Raw genomic sequence first — 19,869 nt, 5'->3', positions numbered from 1 at the left:
GAGCTATGTAAGCTGACGGACTTTCCCCACCTGAGGCCCCTTGATGATGGTCCAGCCAAGGTTCAGAAGGCGCGTAACGCTGTCCATCAACTGAAGAAACTCGTGGAGCCCCACCAAGAACTCAAGCGCGAACAGGACGAGATAAAAAAGCGACAAGAGACTGCCGCACAAAAATTGCGTGAAAACGCTGCGGTTCGCCAGAAGCTTGATTTAATAAAAATGAGGTATATGACGCTAATCAGCTCTAGTGATCCGCAGGGGCGCGGATTTGAACTGGAACGCATCATGTACGAGCTTTTTGAGCTTTTCGACTTGGATCCTAAAGCGTCTTTCAAGAACCTTGGCGAACAACTAGACGGCGCGTTCACGCTAGACGGCACAGAGTATCTATTTGAAGCAAAATGGCATAAGGAGCTTGTTAATAAGGCATCATTGGCAGCGTTTACGGACAAAGTACGCTCAAAGCTTGAGAATACCCTCGGTATTTTTCTTTCAATCAATGGGTTCTCTCAAGACGGTGTTGCCGCCCATCAAGCAGGCGGTGCCTCTATTCTTCTGATGGATGGAGGCGATTTAATGGCCGTGTTTGAAGAGCGCATAGACTTCGTAAGTTTGCTACTAAGAAAAAAACGTCATGCCGCCCAAACAGGCAACATATTTTTTTCATATTACCAGATGGTCTCTGGCTCCTAACTGGGCATTAGAATGAACAGCAAAAGGGCCATACCTTCGGCGTATTCAGCGCAATCCTATTGATGCCAATCTTCCCTGCTGAATTCAGGCGCCGCTCATCTTGAGTGTTAGACCCTGTTATGCACTACATGCTACTTCCGCTGAACCAGCATTTCGATCGTGGCTTCGGCGCGGTTGCAGATGCATTTAAAGATTCAGCCGACTCACTGAGCGGCGATGCGGTGTCAGTATTTACGTTAAATACCCACATTCCGGTGAGTTTCCTATATCGGCACGCGATTGAGCTGTATTTCAAGTCGGCCATCATAATCTTCCACCGTAGGCTGAACCTCCCGTTCGGCGAAATGCCTTCTGATGGAGAGCCTCAACTGCTAGTAGGAAAAAAGTGGAAGCCTATGTATAACGTGCATCAGCTACAGGCGCTGTACACATACTTCCAGGAGCTCTTTAGGGATCACTCTTCCTTCTTGACCGAGAACACAAACACAAACTGGGATTTTCCAAAGGAATTTGGTAGCTGGATCGCAGAAATCGAGGCAATAGACTCATCTAGTACGTTCTTCCGCTACCCAGTAACAAAGCACAGCGAAAGGGACAAAGATAAGTCGATAATGCGACAAGCCGACCATACACACCTGCTCGACAACATCAACGAGCGCACAACGCCATTAAAGGCGTTACTCGTGCTGGATCAGAACTATGAAGTGGCCAACGCTTTCTCTCACGATGATACGGTCGCTAAAGCTAATGTGTCTCTCCTTCGGAAGGTCGCCGAAACACTTCATGGCTGTCATGCTGCACTCGTTGGTGAACTGACCAGCGGGTGGTAAAAATCCTCTAACCGTTACATTGAAGGAACTCGCCACCCACGCCGGATTCAGCTACTGAGGTCACGACGAATGGCCACGTTCTGTCGTAATCACTGTTTGACTCTGGCCGACAGGAGGCCTAGGTGACGGACTGCTAGAGGCAGATAGCGAGCAGTCAGTCCAATAAATAATCTGCACCTCAACTCTTCTAGTAGAATGCGCTATTACTAAACTCGGCTCTGAACCAGACAAACCGCGCCAGGAAGCAAGTTTCAAATGGATTTTGAAGCAGATGAAAAGAAAAAATATTATAGAATATGCTCTTGGTTACATGAATAGCTATACCGCCATGATGACAGCCTACCAGCTCATGTCAGGCTGGAATGTCATTGAGGGGCAAGACGAACTTGATAAATGCCATATATATATAATTGCTTCTCGACCCAACTCATATTTCATTGCTGATAGCTTGAGGCATGATGGAGCGCTGTTGTCCGGTCAGATTGCCTACACCATCGCTGGCGTGGAACATCGTGTTAATTTTGCAGACTACCCATTCGAACTTTCGGATGGAGCAACCGAAATTCGGTGCGATTACCCGTTTCGTGAGCTGTGGACCTACAGTTCCACCGGAGACAAGATACGTTACGTGCCGGCAACGCACCTGGCGTCAATATTGGGTGCTCATAATTCTGACGGGGTGTTGAATCGCTTTGAGACGCTGTATGTGGGGCAGGCTATAGGACAAGGCAACCGTTCGGCGCAGCAGCGTCTGACGAGCCACTCCACTTTTCAGAAGATTCTCGCGCTCTCAGCGCACGATACCCCTGATAATGAAGTTGTTGTGTTCATGTTCCAGTTTGACCATGAGCAGGTGTTCTCGTCGATGGATGGTCGAGCTATCGGCGCTATAGCTGACGACTCGAACGAAAAGCGGTTGATAGAGGCGATCAGAAATCCGCCAGATAAAAAGCAGAAGATAGCAATGGTTGAGGCCGGCTTGATTCGCTATTTTCAACCTCGCTACAACGAGATATTTAAAATCAAATTTCCATCTACGAAGCATAAGACGCTGCAGTCCTGTAAAGCTCTAGACGTGTCGGGGCTAATTGTCGAGCTAGATACCTCCGACCTCGGTTTTACTCTGTGGTCGCCAACCGTAACGGCTAGTGAACATCATATAGCTCGTTACGACCTTGTAAACTTGCAGAACCGCATGTCTTTCTTCAATTTGACGGGTATTACTGAGTTTCCCGGCGTAATTAAAACTGAGAAATGACCGACCGTGCTACAGCGAGGGATGGGCAAAAGGTGAGGTCTTTACCTACTGGCCAAAGACGAAGCGGAGATGAAGCGCATACCACTCGTTTTGTAGCTGCTAAGGGCCACAGAAGGCTCCACGTAACCGTCTGCTTCTGGTAGAAATCGGTCTTCAAAAAAAGGATTCAATTCTAGAAGCGCGTATGCGCACTTTCGACCTTTGGGGGGCAGTAACCCCCCCCACAAGCGATATTGAGAAGCGGGCCAGTGGGAGAACCGCGGTTGAAAGATCTCAAATATGAGGGATGTAGCTTGGCGCGTAAGCTGCTTACCAAATCACTTCATAAGTTTTTGCTGCCGAGTTGTTACATATTTCACGAGAGCAGCCTGCGGCGTACCTTTACGCACCGCATTTCCCGATGAGCACCCGCGCTCATGGAAGGGGTCAGAAATTCTTGATAAATCGTCGCAACGGCGCCCGAGATTCTCAAGGCATTGCATTCTGGAGAGAAGTAGGCGAAACTTAGGCTGCGCAATAGCTGGTGAGCCTCGAAGAGGCAATAGCGTGTCGCCCACGTAAGTGGTTCCGCCCGGAGCGGGTAATTCAATCCAGACTACGAAGCCCCAGTCGTTGGGGCTTTCGCTTGTCAGCAAGAACGGAAGTTACCCCTCAGTCACTTCTCGCTGAACATGCAGAGGGCGCAACTACACATTCCCGCCGTAGGCCATAACTTTTCTACGACCGCTGGCTCGTTCTGCCGTGATACCCAAATTAATGGGATACGAAAACGCCCCGGCGACGGGGCGTTCAGACCTAGTAATATCAGCGGCATTCTATCCGGCAGTGATTGCTCTAGGGCGGCTCAACTAGCGTAGCGCTACAGGGGCTCTGGGTCAACATCCAAATTCACATTTACCCAACAAGGCGTCGAAAGTAATCACGTAAGTTACTGCCTCCATTTCAGCACTTCAATGCGTGCTCACCCTCGACTCTTCAAGTCCAACTTCCGCATACTGCTATCGCTGCATCGCGGCTCCTGCAACCTTCGCAAAAATTTCTGCAAACTGACTCGACTTAGGCTCGCTTGCTGTCCAATAAGTTGTCCAGCGGATTTTTTTAGATGGCGAATCAGCGCCGCAATATCTGCGTTCGCAGCGTCGAGCATGTAGAGTTTTCGAAGGGTCTCCTCACGAGGGTACTTTCCTTCTGGTAGAGGAGCAGCTCTGAGCAAATATATCTGTAAGCGCCCGGTGAACCCATCTTTGAGTGCAGCAGTTGTCGCCGGATAGTGTCCACCACTTTTAGGTGGACACCATGTCGAAGTGAATCGCCCCGGGTATCGCGGAGGCTCCAACTCTTGAGAGAATGTGAGCCATGAGTAAGAACAACGCGAACAAGTTTTCCCCTGAAGTGCGCGAGCGCGCGGTGCGCTTGGTGCAGGAGTCGCGCAGCGAGTACCCGTCGCTGTGGGTGGCGGTCGAGTCCATCGCGCCCAAGATCGGCTGCTCGGCGCAGACGCTGCTGACCTGGGTCAAGCGCCACGAAGTCGACAGCGGACAGCGCGAAGGCGTCACCACCAGCGAGCGAGAACGCATCAAGGAGTTGGAGCGGGAGAACCGAGAGCTGCGCCGCGCCAACGACATCCTGCGCACGGCCAGCGCTTTTTTCGCGCAGGCGGAGCTCGACCGCAAGCTGAAGTCGTAAACGCCTACATCGACCGGCACCGGGAGGTTTACGGGGTCGAGCCGATCTGCAAGGTGTTGCAGGTTGCCTCGTCGGCCTATCGGCGTCATGCCGCGCGGCTGCGCGATCCGGCGCGGCGCAGCGACCGTGCGCGGCGTGACGAACAGCTCATGCCGCACGTCCAGCGAGTCTGGCAAGAGAACCATCGCGTCTACGGCGCCGACAAGGTCTGGCGGCAGTTGAACCGCGAAGGCGTGATGGTGGCCCGTTGTACGGTCGAACGACTGATGCGCGCTCACGGCCTGCAAGGCGTGCGGCGCGGCAAGCGGCTGCGAACGACCATCGCTGATGATGCGGCCAGCCGTCCAATGGATCGGGTCAACCGGCAGTTCCGGGCCGAGCGGCCGAACCAGTTGTGGGTCTCGGACTTCACCTACGTCTCGACCTGGCAGGGCTGGCTGTACGTGGCCTTCGTCATCGACGTCTACGCCCGGCGCATTGTCGGCTGGCGCGTGAGCAAATCCATGACGACGGACTTCGTGCTTGATGCGCTGGAGCAGGCCCTATACGCCCGCCAGCCTGGCAACGATGGTTCTCTGACCCATCACTCCGATAGGGGATCGCAGTACGTCAGCATCCGCTATAGCGAACGCCTGGCCGAAGCGGGCATCGAGCCGTCCGTGGGTAGCCGTGGTGACAGTTACGACAACGCCTTGGCCGAGACCATCAACGGCTTGTACAAGGCTGAACTGATTCACCGCCGCGCACCCTGGAAAACCAGGGAATCTGTCGAGCTGGCAACGCTGGAATGGGTCGCCTGGTTCAACCATAAGCGCCTGCACTCATCCATCGGCTATATCCCGCCGGCCGAGGCTGAGGCAAACTACTACAACCAACTCGGCACATCCGCCGGTGAGGCTGTTTTACTTTAACCAAACAGCCTCCGCGAAAACCGGGGCGATTCAAAGACAGAATTAGCGCCGGTGCCTAAGCGCCGCTCCTATCCGAAGGCGCTGAAGGCGCAGATCGTGGCCGAGTGCGGTCAGCCAGGAGCATCCATTGCCGCCGTGGCACTATCGCACGGCGTGAACGCCAACCTGTTGCATAAGTGGGTCCGTCAGGCCAAGCGGCAGAACTCCGTAGCGCCGGCATTCGTGCCGGTCGCGTTGCCGGCGGCGCCGTCTACGGGTCGCCATATCGAGATCCGCTTGTCGCGCGGACCAGTGCAAGCGACGGTGCAGTGGCCCGTGAGCGAGGCGGGTGCCTGCGTGGCGTGGCTACGTGAGTGGTTGCGATGATCCGTGTCGATGCGATCTGGTTGGCCACCGAGCCGCTGGACATGCGCGCCGGCACCGAGACGGCGCTGGCTCGGGTGGTGGCGGTGTTCGGCATCGCGCGCCCGCACCACGCCTATTGCTTCGCCAACCGCCGGGCCAATCGCATGAAGGTGCTGGTGCACGACGGGATCGGCGTGTGGCTGGCCGCGCGCAGGCTCAACCGTGGCAAGTTCGTATGGGCGGATGCCTTGCGCGGCGCCCACGTCGCGGTCGACGGCGAGCAATGGCAGGCGCTGGTGCTGGGGCTGCCGTGGCAGCACGTCGGTGCAGCGGGTGCGATCTCGGTGCTGTAGTCCGAAGCAATCCGGCAAGACGCCAATATCAAGGCGGTCGGGCCTGCGGCATACTGGCGGCCATGAGTACCGCATCCCTGGATCACCTCGACGCGCAGCAACTGCGGGCATTGGCCGAACGCCTGATGGGCGAGGTGGCTTCGCGCGACGAGCAACTCGCTGTACGTGATGCAAAAATTGCAGCAAGCGATGAACAGCTCGCGAAGTACGATGCGCAGATTGCCAAGCACGACCAGGTTCTGCACTTCAAAGACACCCACATCGAGCAGCTCAAGCAGGAGCTGGCGCTGTACAAGCGCTGGCGGTACGGCAAGCGCAGCGAGCAACTGAACCCGGCGCAGGCGAGCCTCCTGGAAGAGACGATGGATGCCGACATGGCCGCCATCGAAGAGGAAGTCGAGGCGCTTAGTCAGGCGATCTCGCCCAAGCCTACTGAGGCGCAGGCGCCGCGCCGCATGCGGCTGCCGCCCGAACTGCCGCGCACCGATATCCATCACGAGCCTTCGTCCACGACGTGCCACTGCGGTTGCGGCTTGAAGCGCATCGGCGAGGACGTCAGCGAGAAGCTGGACTACCTGCCGGGCGTGTTCTCGGTCGAGCGTCACATCCGCGGCAAGTGGGTGTGCGAGCAGTGCGAGACGCTCACGCAGGCGCCGGTGCCCGCGCAGGTCATCGACAAGGGCATTCCGACGGCGGGGCTGTTGGCGCAGGTGCTGGTGGCCAAGTTCGCCGACCACCTGCCGCTGTACCGTCAGGAAGGCATCTTTGCGCGCGCCGGCCTGGCGCTGCCGCGTTCGACGCTGGGCGAGTGGGTCGGCGTGTGCGGGCTGCGGTTGCAGCCGCTGGTCGATGCACTCAAGGTCGAGGTTCTGGGCAAACCCGTGCTGCATGCCGATGAGACACCGGTGCAGATGCTCAAGCCGGGCGCAGGTAAAACGCACCGCGCCTACTTGTGGGCGTACACACCAACCTCCTTCGACAGCCTACGCGCGGTGCTGTATGACTTCGCGCCCAGCCGGGCGGGCGAGCACTGCCGCACGTTCCTGGAGGACTGGCGCGGCAAGCTGGTGACCGATGACTATGCCGGCTACAAGGCGGGGTTCGCGGCCGGCATCACGGAGCTGGGCTGCATGGCGCATGCCAGGCGCAAGTTCCATGACCTGCATGCGAACCACCAGAGCCAGATCGCCACGCAGGCGCTGGAACTGTTCGGCGCCTTGTACGGCGTGGAAAGAGACGTGGCAGACCTGCCTGCCGACGAGCGCAGGCGGATACGTCAGGACCGCGCCAAGCCGATCACCGAGACTTTGCATCGATGGCTGATCGCGCAACGCCAGCGCGTGCCCGATGGCTCGGGTACCGCACGCGCCATCGACTACAGCCTCAAGCGCTGGGAGGCGCTGACGCGCTATCTCCATGACGGCGACGCGCCGATCGACAACAACTGGGTGGAGAACCAGATCCGGCCCTGGGCGATCGGGCGCTCGAACTGGCTGTTCGCGGGGTCACTGCGCGGCGGGCAGCGTGCGGCCGCCATTATGAGCCTGATCCAGTCGGCGCGACTGAACGGGCATGATCCGTATGCGTATCTGAAGGACGTTCTGACCCGGCTGCCCACGCAGAAAAACCACCAGATCGCCGAACTGCTGCCGCATCGCTGGCAGCCTGCTGCGTAGGCTGAACCGTCAAGGGTGTGTTCGGCAGGCGCTTACATATATCTTACTAGCAGCATCGATGTATGCACTGCAATGCTGCTGGATGACTACCCTCTCGGCCTTTATCACTTCCATTTTCGATTCTAACGAGATCGAGGCCGGAATCATCCCATCGAGCTTGCTGAGAAAACTGTGCAGATCAAACGCAGGCGCTGTAGCCGCGATGCCGATACTAAGTTCTGCCCGGATAGCCTTTTCGTTCTCTTCGGTCAATCGAATTTTGAAATCGCCAGCAATTTTATGGTTTCCTAGCAGTTTGCATCGGATAACGCCCTGAGTCGTCGCGAGAATGATGAACAGTTCCAGTTCACCCCATGTGATTCTTCCGGACGAATCTGTTGTCAGAAACAACAAAAAAGAAAACTTACCCCTACCTTCGGAAAGCGTGAATGCAAGCGTTGGCTCGTGACGACCGATAGCCTCGAGGAAAGCAGGGTGCAATCCCTTAAAGTTGAAGATGATGGACAATGTCGTTCCTCCATACTTGAGCGGCAGAATCCTAGCAGTTCTCAGTAAAATCTGTGGGATTCGTCTGAGCGGATTTCGGCAATCGCATGTTTTACCGCACGCTTGCCATCATTATTAAGATGCCCGAGATCGCTCTCTATCCGCCCAAGATACTCCTCACCCCCAAATGACTTGGCAACCCGCATGAGGATTCTGGCGACGTCTTCGCATCTATATGCGGTCAGAGCCAAATCACCAGGGTTCCATGAGGATGACATGAAGGCATCAACCAGCTCGTTACGCGCTGCTTTGCATCGGTCCCAATCATAAAAGGGTACCAACTTCAACAGACTGGGGACTTCATCGGCCTTCGCCAATTCCCGATAGACCGCAGGGAACAAGGCCGCGATCAAAAGGGAAACGGATTGGCTCCGAGAACGGAGTAATGACGGCAACAGCCAGCCCGCGGCATTGATCAGTGCTTCGTAGGAAGTCTTCTCCGCATCGATCATGAGTCTTGCACAGGCATCATTGGCCTCCACAGTCAGATCAATGGTGCGTCGTCCTTGCAAAACGCGGCCGATTTCATCGACCGCCTCAACAATACGTGCCCGCGCGGCTGACGGTGCGCGCTCAAAGGCAACTAAGTTTCGGTTTGCAACATCGGCGTCGTTACCGCGCTCCAAGCCCACCCTTACAACCCATGCGCCGTCCAATCTCGTGTCAAGAATGCCAAGTAGCATGGATAGAATTGCGACTTCGTCACCCTCAAACTGGTTAACCAAACAGCGGCCCGTTGCTTGCAGGGCAATCTGGAATTTCTGAGCATTATCGACCGTTGAAAGCACAAGCCGGACGATGCGTACATAGGTGTTTATTGGAACATCATCCAGCAATGCCACTCGAGCGAGTATATCGGCAGCATCGCCGGAAAGCCGCGCAGTCACGCGTTCCGCGATTTCCTGATCCGTGAACAGCTCCGTAAGCGCTTTTCGGTCAGCACGCCGCAACACGCCTGTGAGAACCTCAGCGGCGAGCTTCTCGGAAAGACGCTGTTCGTCCAAGATCCAACGTATATCCGCATCGGTTGGGTCAAACGTCAGTTCAAGCAGCTCATTTCTTTGCTGCGAGGCACGTGAGGAGATCAAGACCTCGCGTACAGCTGTTAATCCACCGACCTCGCGCGCCCGATCGATGAGCGCCAAACAAAGCGACTTCGCCTGAAAGGCGCCGGAATCTCCCAGCCGAGCCAATTCCGCAGCGATTGCGTCTGAACTGAGCCCCTGAAAGATGGGGATCGCTGCTGGAAGCTGTCGATCTTCAACCAGGAAGGGGAGCAACATCAAGCCCGCCTTGCCCGCGAGTTCCCGGTCGACGTCATTGAGAACTCGGCTCATCCTCCCGATTAGCCTATCGTCTTGGGCGATTCGACGGGTCAGCAGTCCGCCTTGTGAAACGAGCCGCGCAGTAATGTCCGCCGGCGCCTCAGCAAGTACATCCTCGACGCGCGAAGCAGCTCCCTTGCCTAGACCAATTGCAACGCTAGGCGTCAACCCGACAATCGCGCCGTCGGGATCGGGTTGCTCTAACAAGCTGATCGCACCGTCAGGAGAGCGCTCGGCGAGACCTGCTGCAAGTTGTTCAATCGCCGTCCGACTAGCTGCCATGTCGTACCCCTGCATCTTCCGCGCGATCGCACCCACGAAGTCCCAAGCGTCTTTTAGCGGCAAGCTGTCCGCGGCCCGACCAATAGCCTCAGCCAACCTAGGCTCCAGCGATCTCAATGCCGCTGCATTGCTAACCAATCCCGAGTTGGCTATATCCAACAATCCCAAGGCAGCAGTGGGCGACCGGTCGAGCTTGCCTAGCAACTCGTCCCACAATAATGCTATTCGCAGGACAGTCGCACCATCCGCGTTTCGATCTCCCAGCAAAGTGATCTCGCGAGCGGACAGTAGCCTTGGCACCGGCTCGTCGAAAACTCGTCGCACGATCGTTCCGGTCCATCTATGTCGATCTGCCTGAGAGGCGCGGCCGTCCACTCGACGCCCTAGCCAATCGGAGAACTTAGCTTTTGCACTCGAAGGCGCGAACACAAGGTCTAGATCACGACCACTTATTTTCCGAGGCGATAGGGCAAACGTCGAAAGTGCAAACTGACGCCGCATGTCAGGCCACAGCGCGGTGAGCACTCGTAACGCAATTAGCTCGGGATCCGGAGCATCGAATACCACCACCGGTTTCACATCTTCAAGAAAAAGCGCCTCAAGCAGCTCGCTTGCTCCGAACTCGGGAGCGGGTGGAAGTCGGACCTCAGAATGCTCCTCCAGGTTAGTGCGTACTGCATCCTCTTCGGTCGGCAGCTCAGCTGAACTGAGTAGGCGAAGGATGGAAAGTATCGGAGTCTTACGAGACCATGCTTCCGTCTCGATTAGCACGCTCTTAGTCCGCACACAGCCCGCCCGGGCAACAGTCAGGTCCTGCCACGTCCGAGCAATGACGTAACGGCTACCGCTCGGCAGCGGATAAGCCGACAGGTAGGGTGAAAAATGTTCCTTAGGACGCAAAGGTCCGGCCACATCAGAGAGACGGTCCACAACCGCCTGATCGTCCTTGGACAGAATCACAGACGATGCCAGGAGCTGATGCCCCTTACGATAGCCATGAACTTGGACTTCTGCGGTGATCATGGCTTCACAGGCCGACAGCCCAGGCTATCGGGAGCGTGACGTCGGGGCTCTTCCGCCATCCATTTTCCTCAAACACAGCAACCCACCCCTTACTGTCTAGCCCAGCTTCTAGGAACGCCTGTCGATAGTCAGAATCGTGCTTCAGGTCACCACCCACAACGCTTAGTCCAAATATCCGAACATCAAGATCTGCCAAATCTGCGAGCCTACCGGCGACAAGGGGGTATTCACGTTCTAGGTAGGCCGCAGGCCCCTGATCAAACGTGCCTGGATCTACCAGGTCCCACGCGGTAACAACGATAGAGAGACGCGGCAGACCGCCATCCTCGCGATCCGCAAGCGAGATCTCAAGAAAGCGGATTAGTTCGCATAGCATCACCTGTGTGGGAAGTCCCTGATCCTCCTCGCCGCCAAGCTTTTCCAACATTCTGCGCGACGTTACCCAATCGAGTGGTCGAACATTCTGGTCAGAATCGACCCGCACAAAGAGTAGCGCAGCGTCCGCCTGCCGGAGTTCGTTCATCCAATCAGGAGCAATTTCGCTGTCGATAACCGCGTTGCGCCAAAGCTCCCCAGAAATATCCGGCACCACCACTCTGGCCTTCGGACCTCCCTTCGTCGCGGCAACAACAACCTCAAAGTCACGACGAGCATCGCTGTATTCGGAGCGCGGGGCGAAGCCCCCCTGGAATAAGTGGTCGGCCACTTCCAGTACGAAGTTGATGTTCTCGGGTTGCTCCGCAGCATGGAGCGCGCCTTCTCCAACATCTAGTGCCCTCCAGAGACGACCAACATAGTTAGTTTTCCCGGAGTCCGGCCCTCCAAGCAAGATGATCGATCGGCTCATTAGCTCCTCCTATAGGTCAGATAGGCGCGCTTTCTCTCGTCGAGTTCAGTCGACGGCCAGAAGGTAGGTCGAGCAGTTGGCTTCCCGACAGACCGGTCAATCAAATCGGCAATTCCAAATCCTGCCGGCACGACACCCGGATGATCAGAGAAGGGCGCCACACCCACTATTTCGGCTTGAGCACCACGTCGGGCGAGCTCCGCTTGCAAGCGATCAGCTACGTTGACATCGAGGACGTGCAAATCTCGATGAGTTACAACGATCACTAATCTTGGGGCACGGCCGTCCAGAATTTTGTTCAAACGCCCCACGAGCAATCCCAACCGGGCGATAAGTCCCTGCCGCTTTTCAAGATCGGCCAACGTACGACCGTCCAGCACAATCCAAATGGCGCCGGCCGACTTCAGAAAGTCCAGCCGATCCGATCGAGCTGTGTTGACCAAAGCCTGGGTCCATTCCCCTGGCAGATCGGGAAGTGCGAGATCAACGCGCCGGCCGTCCGAAAGCCTAACAAGTCTGAGGTGTAGAAAGCCGGGGCGATGATCATCGGCTAACTCAGTATGAACGGTCATTTGCTCCGGCACATTGCCTTCATTCCAATCACGAGCCCCACGCGCAATCTCCTCGAAGGCTGCCAAACTTTTGCTCTCTGCAAATGACCATCCCGTTAACTTCGCGTGCGAGACGAGCAAGTACAGGCTAGCCAAGCATGCAGTCTTGCCGGACTCAGGATCCCCAAGAATGCCAATCACGTCGACATATCGGCTGCCCATGACGGCATTCAGCTCCTGCAATCCGAGCGTCCGACTAGATGGAAATGCACTAGCGCGTACGGGTTGATCGAGTACTGGCGCGCCAAGCAGGTCACCTGACTCGGATTCTATGTCGGCATCACTCCGATCATCGAACGATTCCGCGCCGACGCCTTCACTCGTAACACGGTTTGCGCAAGATTTCGGGTCACGCGAGAGCGCACAGATTCCCGTATCGTCAACGGTACATCCATCAAAGCTGCAAGATCCGCTCATAGCTTAGCCGGGCCCTGAGAAATGAGTCGAGCCAGGCCAGCTTCCAACAGTGCCCGTTCGCCCCACTCCGAAACGCGTCGTTTCACGGACGCCCCTACCCCGTCCACCTCACCGCTGACCAATGCGTGAAGGAGAGGAAAAATGGTTGGATGGCTTACGACGCTGTCCTTATTGAAGGCTTCACCGAAGGCAGTACGGTCGTCGCCGACGGTCGCAAGCATTTCCTCTAGGTTCAGCTCAGGATCCTGGTCGAGCGTACGAAGAACGATCTCGCGATGTACGTCGCAAGGAAGACGGCGAAGCATCCTCGCCCCTTCAATGCCGGCAGCTACTATACGAGACGGCTCAGGTATCGCAGGTAGCAATCTATTAAGTACTCGGCTACGACCGAGCTGTGCCCACCACAAGAAATCCAGTTCCTCTCGGTCAAGAGCGGCGTTGCGACGTAGTGCCTCCACCGTATTGGCCACCGCTTCTCTAAAGTTGTGGGTCACTCCCCCGCTATCGTCGATCGCAATCTTGACCTCAGAAGGGTCCGGGACGACGATCCGATCCCTCGCCTTTTCGGCAGCAGCAACACTCCAGTTTCTAGCCGTATCAAGAACTTCCCGACGGAGTCGCTCGCGTCGATCGGCCTCCAAGACAGGCTGATAGGCAAGGGTGGACCACAGCGCTGCAGCATAGACGTCCGCAGTTGTCCAACCATTGTCTGTCGGGCTTCCAGCCAAAATGGAGGCTATCGCCATACCGGCGCACACGCCGATCTCTAGCGGCCGCTCCTCATACAGAAATGAGGACGCCCTCTTCTGAATAGCACCTTGGACTTCAGCTCCGAGCTCTGGCGAGGGATTGCCATCGCCGCCGAGAGCTTTGGCCACATCCACGACTTTGGACAGAATCTTCGAAACAGTTCTCTCCTTCCTCCAACTGGCCGCAAGGCTGGTCGCTGCCGCGCGCCGAGAATCGACATCATCATCGTTTACCGTGATTCCGGAAATTCGCATGTGAACTGCAATATTGTCCATTACTTTGTCCCGTCCATCCGCTCGTCTATCAACTTGTTGATCATCCTCTCAACATCCTTCAGCCTTCCCTCTTTAACAAGCAAGTCGAATAGCCTGCGCTCGAGTCCCTGCGACATTCGTTCATCGGATTTTTCTGGCAGTGCGTCAAGTTCAACAAGGATGCGCACGCGTTCCCCTTCAAGCAAGTCGCGGAAGAACCGGAGCCGAGCTGTCTCATAACCTTCTATTTTTGGCGGCATGGGCTGCGGCCCTCCTTCTGCGGATTCTGCCGGAACCATTTCGATAGTTGGTTCTGAGGAGTTCGCACTTTCAACAGCAGCCACGCCAGTCGATTGAGCTTTTGTAAGCGCACCCACTCTGTCGCCATTCCGAAAAAACGGGCATGCCAACTTAAATTGGGGATGTTTTCCGCCTAAGCGCTTGTGATCGGCCTCGAAGCACGTACGCTGTGGGTTCCACACCCTCGGATGCATCGTTACCGACAGGCCGTCAATCTCGCCATCCCAGTCAAATTCTATGATGTTGTAAGTGAACGTGAACACACTATCGGACTTATAGGGCACGGTGGCACCCGCAGCAAGCATCATGACGTCGCTGTGCTCTTCCACCCGATCGACCGACACCTTAGGGTCGTGTTCATGGCCCGATATGAAAACTCGAGCCCGACTCCGGATGTAATCCCTGACCTGATCCTGATCCTTATACCAATTCAAAGGGTGGTGGACGAGAACAATATTCTCCACCCCATTAGTGCGTGGGATAGTGAATTGGCGAGCTCCAATTATCAGCTCTGGATGTTCGTCCCGCTCTTCACCATGGCAAAGTAGAGCGGAGTTAAGCCGGATAAAGCGGATCGCCCTTCCCGGCGCGAGCGTTACCTCCATCTCCGACGCAAATGCATCCTCGTTGTTGAGGGGGCAGTTGTAGCCGAAGCTGAAGCGGCCATAGTCTTCGAATCGTGCAAACAGTGCGGCACGATCGGTAGGGTTGTTCAGAATGCTCTCATATTCCTTAGAGCCCCCGGCGCGTATATGATCGAGGATCTGTTTACCAGCGAACGAGAGCTTAGATCTGTCGAGATCATGGTTGCCCGGGACCATCTGTACGCGGTGAATTTCTACGCCGATGCTCGCCGCAAGCTCATCCAGCCATCTGCCAGCGTCCTCATATTCCGTCCACTTTCCCGACTGGGCGATGTCTCCGGTGACCAAGATGCCATGAGCGGCCCCGCCAGCTATATCGGAGACAACCTCCTTCGCATCGTTGATCAACTGTTGTTTCACATCAGCATGAATGTGAACCCGGTCATCCCTTTCTTGGCCAAAGTGGATGTCGGAAACGTGAACAAAAACTGCCGGCATATGTTCCCCTGGTTTTCGGACTCCGAATACGTCGGATTGAAATTCTAGACGAGAGATATCTTAGATCCTAATGCGCTCACGCTATCGGTAGAAGCTGCAGAAGGTCGCCCTGAGTCTTCCTGATCTTATCGGCGCTAGCAAAGCCTGCCCACCTGCCCTCGGCGATTTTAATGAACAAAACTTCCCTCCTCGGATGCGCGCTTTTTTCGCAACCGGGCGACCGCGACGCGGCAACTACTTTTTCAACTTTGAATGCTGGCCGGACTGAATGACAGGCCTCAATGGAGCATCCAACTGGGCCTCCGTCACCCCGTGAGCTATAGCATTTGCGACGTATCGAACAAGCCGACAATCGTACTCACGCAGTACGGTACGAAGTTTGTCGTTCTCAGCACGCAAATTTTCCAACCGTCTTTCTACCTCGGGATCGATGTTCCGACGCCGATTGCGCACGACTGACGTGGCAACTCGCGAATCATTGCGTCGCCGATACGCTTCTTTAATGGCAGGCCGTTTTTCGAGGGTTTGTCGAGTCCACGAGACTTTGAAATGACGTTCCGCTAGCTGCACTATCGTAGTCCAAGTGATTGCCGCCCCCTCGGGCAACTCGTCCACGAGATGGGCTATGAAGGCGGCCTGTCGCTCCGACAATCGAATGTGTGTGCGTGCATGATGCGTGGCCTTGAAACTATGGGCTCTCTTTGTCATTCAGTGGGCTCAACATAGTTGGGAACTTGCACAAGCGTTCCATCGGTAATCGAGTCGTCCGCGTGGATACGAAGAACATCCGAGGCACGCCGAAGAACGAGTTGCTGATACGCCAACCAGTTGTCAGCGCCGTAGCTACCTGCACCTTGCTCGGCCTGTGCCAAGCGAAGCATCAATTGCGCGGCGTCAAATATAAACTGTGCGTTGTGACGCTGTTGAGCGTCACCTTTCTGAATAAAGTGATCATTGCATGTCACGCATTCCCGATGCCGTTCGCAAGGTAGGGCCGATAGATCTTGCACACAGATGCCTATGTCAGTCACATGAGCGGATGCCACCAACGATTGCCCGAATTCCGCCCTGCGGACTGGGTCCTTAATGCGACGTAGAGTGGTGGCGCTGCTACCAAGCACCGCACCACTGGTGATTCGCTCTCTCACGCGCTTGGCCAGTTGGAAACCTGTCTGGTGATCATATGCTGCGTTATCGTCGATCGTGCGCCTACCCATCCACCTGCTAATTTCCACCTGAGACAATCCCCCCTCCTGAGCGAGAGTGTTCAGCCAGTGCCGGAACTGATGGGTCGTCGCCCGCAACGGAACTCCATCGGCGTCAACATACCCCAAACGACAAAAAATCGAACGGGTCCCAAGCACCGATCGTTCGCCACCGGTGCGATCCGTCAAATAGTCATCGAGTTGTCCTTGGGTCAGTAAGGTGACCGTGCCACGGAGAAGGGACCCCGCCCCTCCATAGGGTCTCCGAATCGATTAACAAAGACATATGGATTTCTATGCGCCCGAGGCCATCTCGGTCTCACGCTACGCTCCTTCAACCATTTCTCTAGCGCGTCTGCAAGTTCGGCATCAACATACAACATGCGTCCGCTCGTCTTTGCTGCGGCAGGGTCCAAACGTTGATCGTCAATGTCGTTATGCCTGGGAACGATAAACAGTTCGGCGGGCTGACTTTCTAGATTAAGGTCTACTTTTTTTAGGCCACGAATTTCGCCAGATCTCGCGCCAAGCTTGAACGCCACAAGCAGCAGAGCGTTGTTTCTGACCTGCGTGTTAGCGGAGAATGGATTCTCCGGAGCACCAGGTCGAATCACTTTCAGAAAAAGTTGACGTTGCGCCTCTAGCAGGCCATGCCTCTCGCCATCAATATGCGAAGCGTTACCTCGCACTTTCGGGGCGACGGAACGGGCCCGCCGGGAGAATCGCAGCAGAGCGATATTTGCGGACTCACGCGATTTTGGAGGCGAAATCCGCGCAATAACCGGCTCAGATATCCAGACGATGAAATCCACTGCGGTGGCGTATCGCACTGCAGCCCAAGCTGGACTGACAATGGACCTATCCGCCTGCGGCTGCTTTGGGGCCCGGCATTCGTCCGCCAGCGCCACTAGCTCCTCGATGGAAAGGAATGTCTGCGACGCTGTCCGAGCCACCACGTCGATGCTACGAGAAGACAGGAAGTGCAGAACAAGTCCTAGTGCATCTAGGCGCTTCCTAACGCTGTTTCGCCTAAGGCCTCGAGCACGCAATTTTGTTAGCGTGTATTGGAGAACATCCTGCACAGGTAGGCCAAGGGGCCCACCGTCGACCAAGAGGGGAAGACGTTCGCCACTTTCCAGGCGAACCTCGCGAATTGAGAATGAGTTCACGCCGTGCTCCATCGAGTAACGAGGAGCATTCTTTACTGCCGGGGAAGTTCCGGCTAGCAATAGCGACACAGCAAAAAAGAGGGCCCTGTAAATTCTTATCTAACCTATTGATTAGAAATGAATTTCAGGGCCCCTCTTTACGTTTTGGGGAAAAATTCCGGTTAGAACGGAATATCGTCGTCCATGTCCGCCAGATTGGCGCCGCCGGCCGGAGCCGCGGCGGGCGCCGCCGGACGCTGCGGGGCCGGACGCGAGGCCGGGGCCGCGCGCTGCTGGCGCGGTGCGCCACCACCGCTGCTCTCGTCGAAGCCGCCGCCATAGCCGCCACCGCCGCCTTCGCCACCGTCACGGCCGCCCAGCATCTGCATCTGGTCGGCGACGATTTCGGTGCTGTAGCGGTCGGCGCCGGTGTCCTTGTCTTGCCACTTGCGCGTCTTCAGGCGGCCTTCGATGTAGACCGAACGGCCTTTCTTCAGGTATTCGCCCGCGATTTCGGCCAGGCGGTTGTACATCACGACGCGGTGCCATTCGGTTTCTTCGCGGCGCTCGCCCGACGCCTTGTCCTTCCATTGCGACGTCGTGGCGATGGACACGTTACAAATGGCTGCCCCGTCCGGGCTGTAGCGCACTTCCGGGTCGCGACCCAGATTGCCGACGATGATGACTTTATTGACCGATGCCATGCCGATACCCCTGTGTATTGCCCGCCCGGCCGCGGATGCGGCGGGGCGTACAACAACAACTAAGATGTTCCAAGATCGGCTTCATGAAACACGCCGGTCTGCGTAGACGCATGGACCGGCGCACCAAGGAAGCCATGAATGAGCGCCATTATCGGCGATCTGCCGGGCCGCCACAAATGACCACGGTGACCAAAGGGTCACGCTTTGCTACTCGCCTTCGGTCGAGCCCTTGGCCACCAGGGGCTTCATACCCCAGCTGGCCAGCAGCCAAAGCGCGGCCAGCACCGCCGCCAGGCCATAGACGCCCGGCGCGCCCGCATGGGCCGCCATCCAGCCGCCCAGCGCGCCCCCGCTGAACAAGCCGGCCGCCTGCGCCGTGTTGTAGTAGCCCAGCGCCAGGCCCTTGTGCGACGGCGGCGCCACGCGCGAGACCAGCGAGGGCTGCAGGGCCTCCAGCACGTTGAACGCCACGAAGAATGCCGTCAGGCCAACTGCCAGGGTGTAGAAACCATGCGAGGCCGCCGGCAGCAGCGCACAGACCGCCACCAGCCCGGCCACGCAGGCCAGCAGGGCGCCGCGGTGCGCCTTGCGCGTCTCGGCCAGGAACACCACGGGCACCATCAAGACAAACGACACCAGGATGATGGGCAGATAGACCTTCCACAGGTCCTGGGTGGCCAGGCCGCCCGCCTGGGTCAGCAGGGCCGGCGACACGACGAACAGCGATACCTGGATGAAGTGCAGGCAGAACACGCCGAAATTCAGGCGCAGCAGGTCGCGGTGCTTCAGCACTTCGCCCGCCGTGGCGGCCCGCAGGCTGCGGGCGTCGCTGCGCGGCACCACCGGCACCACCCAGCGCGCCACGGCCAGACAGGCCACGCCCAGGCAGGCGATGGTCCAGAACAGGCCCGGCAGGCCCCACCACCCCACCAGCAGCGGGCCCAGTATCAGCGACACCGCGAACGAAATCCCGATGGAGCCGCCCACCATGGCCATGGCCCGGGTGCGCACTTCGTCACGGGTGGCGTCCGCCAGCCAGGCGGTCACCGCCGCCGAGATGGCGCCCGCGCCCTGGATGGCGCGCCCGATGGTGATCCAGAACACGTCGTCCGCCTGCGCGCACACCACGCTGCCGATGACGAACAGCAACAGGCCCAGCAGCACCACGGGCCGGCGTCCCCAGCGGTCGGAAGCGAGGCCGAACGGAATCTGCATGACCGCCTGGGTCAGCCCGTACATGCCCAGCGCCAGGCCGACGCGAGCGGGATCGTCCCCCCCCGGCAATCCGCGCGCCGCCACGGCGAACACGGGCAACAGCAGGAACAACCCCAGCATCCGACAGGCAAACAGGCCCGCCAGCGCCACGCTGGCGCGGCGCTCGGAGGGTGTCAATTTCAACTTGGGGTTGGCCGGCATGCGGGAATTCTGGTTAGGGCGGGAGGCCTGCGGCGCCGCGCGTCATGCGCGCCCAGGCCTTGTTGAGACAACGAACGGGACAACGGACGGCAGGACCGGCGAGCCGCAGGCAGCACACGGGAAACCGGGCCTGGCAGGCGCGCCGGCGGGACCCGGCGCAACCGCCGGCCATCCGCCCACGAAAACGATCCGCCAAATGAACCCGTC

General features: G+C 57.3%; 16 protein-coding genes and 1 other annotated feature. Of the genes, 8 read left to right on the top strand and 8 right to left on the bottom strand.

From position 1 onward, the window contains the following. The first annotated feature begins 102 nt into the window (after nucleotides 1-102). The 7 genes from A6745_RS06280 to tnpC all read left to right on the top strand — a co-directional run bounded on the left by A6745_RS06280 (nucleotide 103) and on the right by tnpC (nucleotide 7,752). The gene (locus A6745_RS06280) at nucleotides 103-693 is read left to right on the top strand and encodes a restriction endonuclease (protein ID WP_197488104.1); all 591 of its coding nucleotides are present in this window, start codon (nucleotides 103-105) and stop codon (nucleotides 691-693) included. Between the two features lie 119 nt (nucleotides 694-812). Further along, entirely contained in the window at nucleotides 813-1,523 is a 711-nt protein-coding gene (locus A6745_RS06275; protein ID WP_066124821.1) for a hypothetical protein, read from the top strand. Between the two features lie 271 nt (nucleotides 1,524-1,794). Further along, nucleotides 1,795-2,781 (top strand): hypothetical protein, encoded by a 987-nt coding sequence (locus A6745_RS06270; protein ID WP_066124819.1) that lies wholly within the window; start codon nucleotides 1,795-1,797, stop codon nucleotides 2,779-2,781. Between the two features lie 1,356 nt (nucleotides 2,782-4,137). After that, a protein-coding gene (locus A6745_RS06260) for an IS3 family transposase (protein WP_156513297.1) occupies nucleotides 4,138-5,378 on the top strand; the annotation gives its coding sequence in 2 pieces (ribosomal slippage) (nucleotides 4,138-4,423 and nucleotides 4,423-5,378; 1,242 coding nt in all). Beyond that, nucleotides 4,422-4,538: a sequence feature (AL1L pseudoknot), on the top strand. (Overlaps the previous gene by 117 nt.) A 51-nt stretch (nucleotides 5,379-5,429) precedes the next feature. After that, entirely contained in the window at nucleotides 5,430-5,744 is a 315-nt protein-coding gene (gene tnpA / locus A6745_RS27675; RefSeq protein WP_082852916.1) for an IS66-like element accessory protein TnpA, read from the top strand. Beyond that, nucleotides 5,741-6,076, top strand: a complete 336-nt coding sequence (gene tnpB / locus A6745_RS06255) for an IS66 family insertion sequence element accessory protein TnpB (RefSeq protein ID WP_066124815.1) — start codon at nucleotides 5,741-5,743, stop codon at nucleotides 6,074-6,076. Before tnpA ends, tnpB begins: the two co-directional genes overlap by 4 nt. Before the next feature lie 62 nt (nucleotides 6,077-6,138). Continuing rightward, complete coding sequence (gene tnpC / locus A6745_RS06250) at nucleotides 6,139-7,752, top strand: IS66 family transposase (RefSeq protein WP_066124812.1); 1,614 nt, start codon at nucleotides 6,139-6,141, stop codon at nucleotides 7,750-7,752. Nucleotides 7,753-7,761: 9 nt separating this feature from the next. Here the strand turns inward: tnpC and A6745_RS28535 are convergent, their stop codons facing one another. The 6 genes from A6745_RS28535 to A6745_RS06235 all read right to left on the bottom strand — a co-directional run bounded on the left by A6745_RS28535 (nucleotide 7,762) and on the right by A6745_RS06235 (nucleotide 15,189). Continuing rightward, nucleotides 7,762-8,259 carry a hypothetical protein gene (locus tag A6745_RS28535; RefSeq protein WP_156513296.1) on the bottom strand — a complete coding sequence of 166 codons (498 nt, stop codon included), beginning with the start codon at nucleotides 8,257-8,259 and terminating at the stop codon, nucleotides 7,762-7,764. 41 nt (nucleotides 8,260-8,300) lie between these two features. Continuing rightward, nucleotides 8,301-10,928 (bottom strand): GAP1-N1 domain-containing protein, encoded by a 2,628-nt coding sequence (locus A6745_RS06245; protein WP_066124811.1) that lies wholly within the window; start codon nucleotides 10,926-10,928, stop codon nucleotides 8,301-8,303. Nucleotides 10,929-10,932: 4 nt separating this feature from the next. Next, nucleotides 10,933-11,775, bottom strand: a complete 843-nt coding sequence (locus A6745_RS06240) for a TRAFAC clade GTPase domain-containing protein (protein WP_066124809.1) — start codon at nucleotides 11,773-11,775, stop codon at nucleotides 10,933-10,935. Then, nucleotides 11,775-12,569 (bottom strand): TRAFAC clade GTPase domain-containing protein, encoded by a 795-nt coding sequence (locus tag A6745_RS27670; protein ID WP_197488103.1) that lies wholly within the window; start codon nucleotides 12,567-12,569, stop codon nucleotides 11,775-11,777. The genes A6745_RS06240 and A6745_RS27670 overlap by 1 nt, the downstream gene beginning before the upstream one ends. A gap of 230 nt (nucleotides 12,570-12,799) precedes the next feature. Continuing rightward, nucleotides 12,800-13,828, bottom strand: coding sequence for a GTPase-associated system all-helical protein GASH (locus A6745_RS27665; protein WP_082852914.1), 1,029 nt, complete (start codon nucleotides 13,826-13,828; stop codon nucleotides 12,800-12,802). Then, nucleotides 13,828-15,189 carry a metallophosphoesterase gene (locus A6745_RS06235; RefSeq protein ID WP_066124807.1) on the bottom strand — a complete coding sequence of 454 codons (1,362 nt, stop codon included), beginning with the start codon at nucleotides 15,187-15,189 and terminating at the stop codon, nucleotides 13,828-13,830. The genes A6745_RS27665 and A6745_RS06235 overlap by 1 nt, the downstream gene beginning before the upstream one ends. 770 nt (nucleotides 15,190-15,959) lie before the next feature. On the opposite strand from A6745_RS06235, the gene A6745_RS28530 reads away from it, so the two are divergent. Then, complete coding sequence (locus A6745_RS28530; protein ID WP_156513295.1) at nucleotides 15,960-16,181, top strand: hypothetical protein; 222 nt, start codon at nucleotides 15,960-15,962, stop codon at nucleotides 16,179-16,181. A 1,543-nt stretch (nucleotides 16,182-17,724) separates the two neighbouring features. Here A6745_RS28530 and ssb read toward each other — a convergent pair. Both ssb and A6745_RS06220 read right to left on the bottom strand, forming a co-directional pair. Next, entirely contained in the window at nucleotides 17,725-18,246 is a 522-nt protein-coding gene (gene ssb, locus A6745_RS06225; protein WP_066124803.1) for a single-stranded DNA-binding protein, read from the bottom strand. A gap of 207 nt (nucleotides 18,247-18,453) precedes the next feature. After that, nucleotides 18,454-19,662, bottom strand: coding sequence for an MFS transporter (locus A6745_RS06220; RefSeq protein WP_066124802.1), 1,209 nt, complete (start codon nucleotides 19,660-19,662; stop codon nucleotides 18,454-18,456). Nucleotides 19,663-19,869 lie beyond the last annotated feature (207 nt).

The sequence above is a fragment of the Bordetella ansorpii genome, from assembly GCF_900078705.1.
GTDB classification, from domain to species: domain Bacteria; phylum Pseudomonadota; class Gammaproteobacteria; order Burkholderiales; family Burkholderiaceae_B; genus Bordetella; species Bordetella ansorpii_A.
This window is presented reverse-complemented; position numbering and strand designations above follow the sequence as displayed.

Bases quoted from the DNA above. Each gene is read 5' to 3' on its own strand.
- tnpB (WP_066124815.1), top strand. From the start codon at position 5,741: ATGATCCGTGTCGATGCGATCTGGTTGGCCACCGAGCCGCTGGACATG.
- A6745_RS06235 (WP_066124807.1), bottom strand. From the start codon at position 15,189: ATGCCGGCAGTTTTTGTTCACGTTTCCGACATCCACTTTGGCCAAGAA.
- tnpC (WP_066124812.1), top strand. From the start codon at position 6,139: ATGAGTACCGCATCCCTGGATCACCTCGACGCGCAGCAACTGCGGGCA.
- A6745_RS27665 (WP_082852914.1), bottom strand. From the start codon at position 13,828: ATGGACAATATTGCAGTTCACATGCGAATTTCCGGAATCACGGTAAAC.
- A6745_RS06245 (WP_066124811.1), bottom strand. From the start codon at position 10,928: ATGATCACCGCAGAAGTCCAAGTTCATGGCTATCGTAAGGGGCATCAG.
- A6745_RS06270 (WP_066124819.1), top strand. From the start codon at position 1,795: ATGAAAAGAAAAAATATTATAGAATATGCTCTTGGTTACATGAATAGC.
- ssb (WP_066124803.1), bottom strand. From the start codon at position 18,246: ATGGCATCGGTCAATAAAGTCATCATCGTCGGCAATCTGGGTCGCGAC.
- A6745_RS06240 (WP_066124809.1), bottom strand. From the start codon at position 11,775: ATGAGCCGATCGATCATCTTGCTTGGAGGGCCGGACTCCGGGAAAACT.
- A6745_RS06275 (WP_066124821.1), top strand. From the start codon at position 813: ATGCACTACATGCTACTTCCGCTGAACCAGCATTTCGATCGTGGCTTC.
- A6745_RS06220 (WP_066124802.1), bottom strand. From the start codon at position 19,662: ATGCCGGCCAACCCCAAGTTGAAATTGACACCCTCCGAGCGCCGCGCC.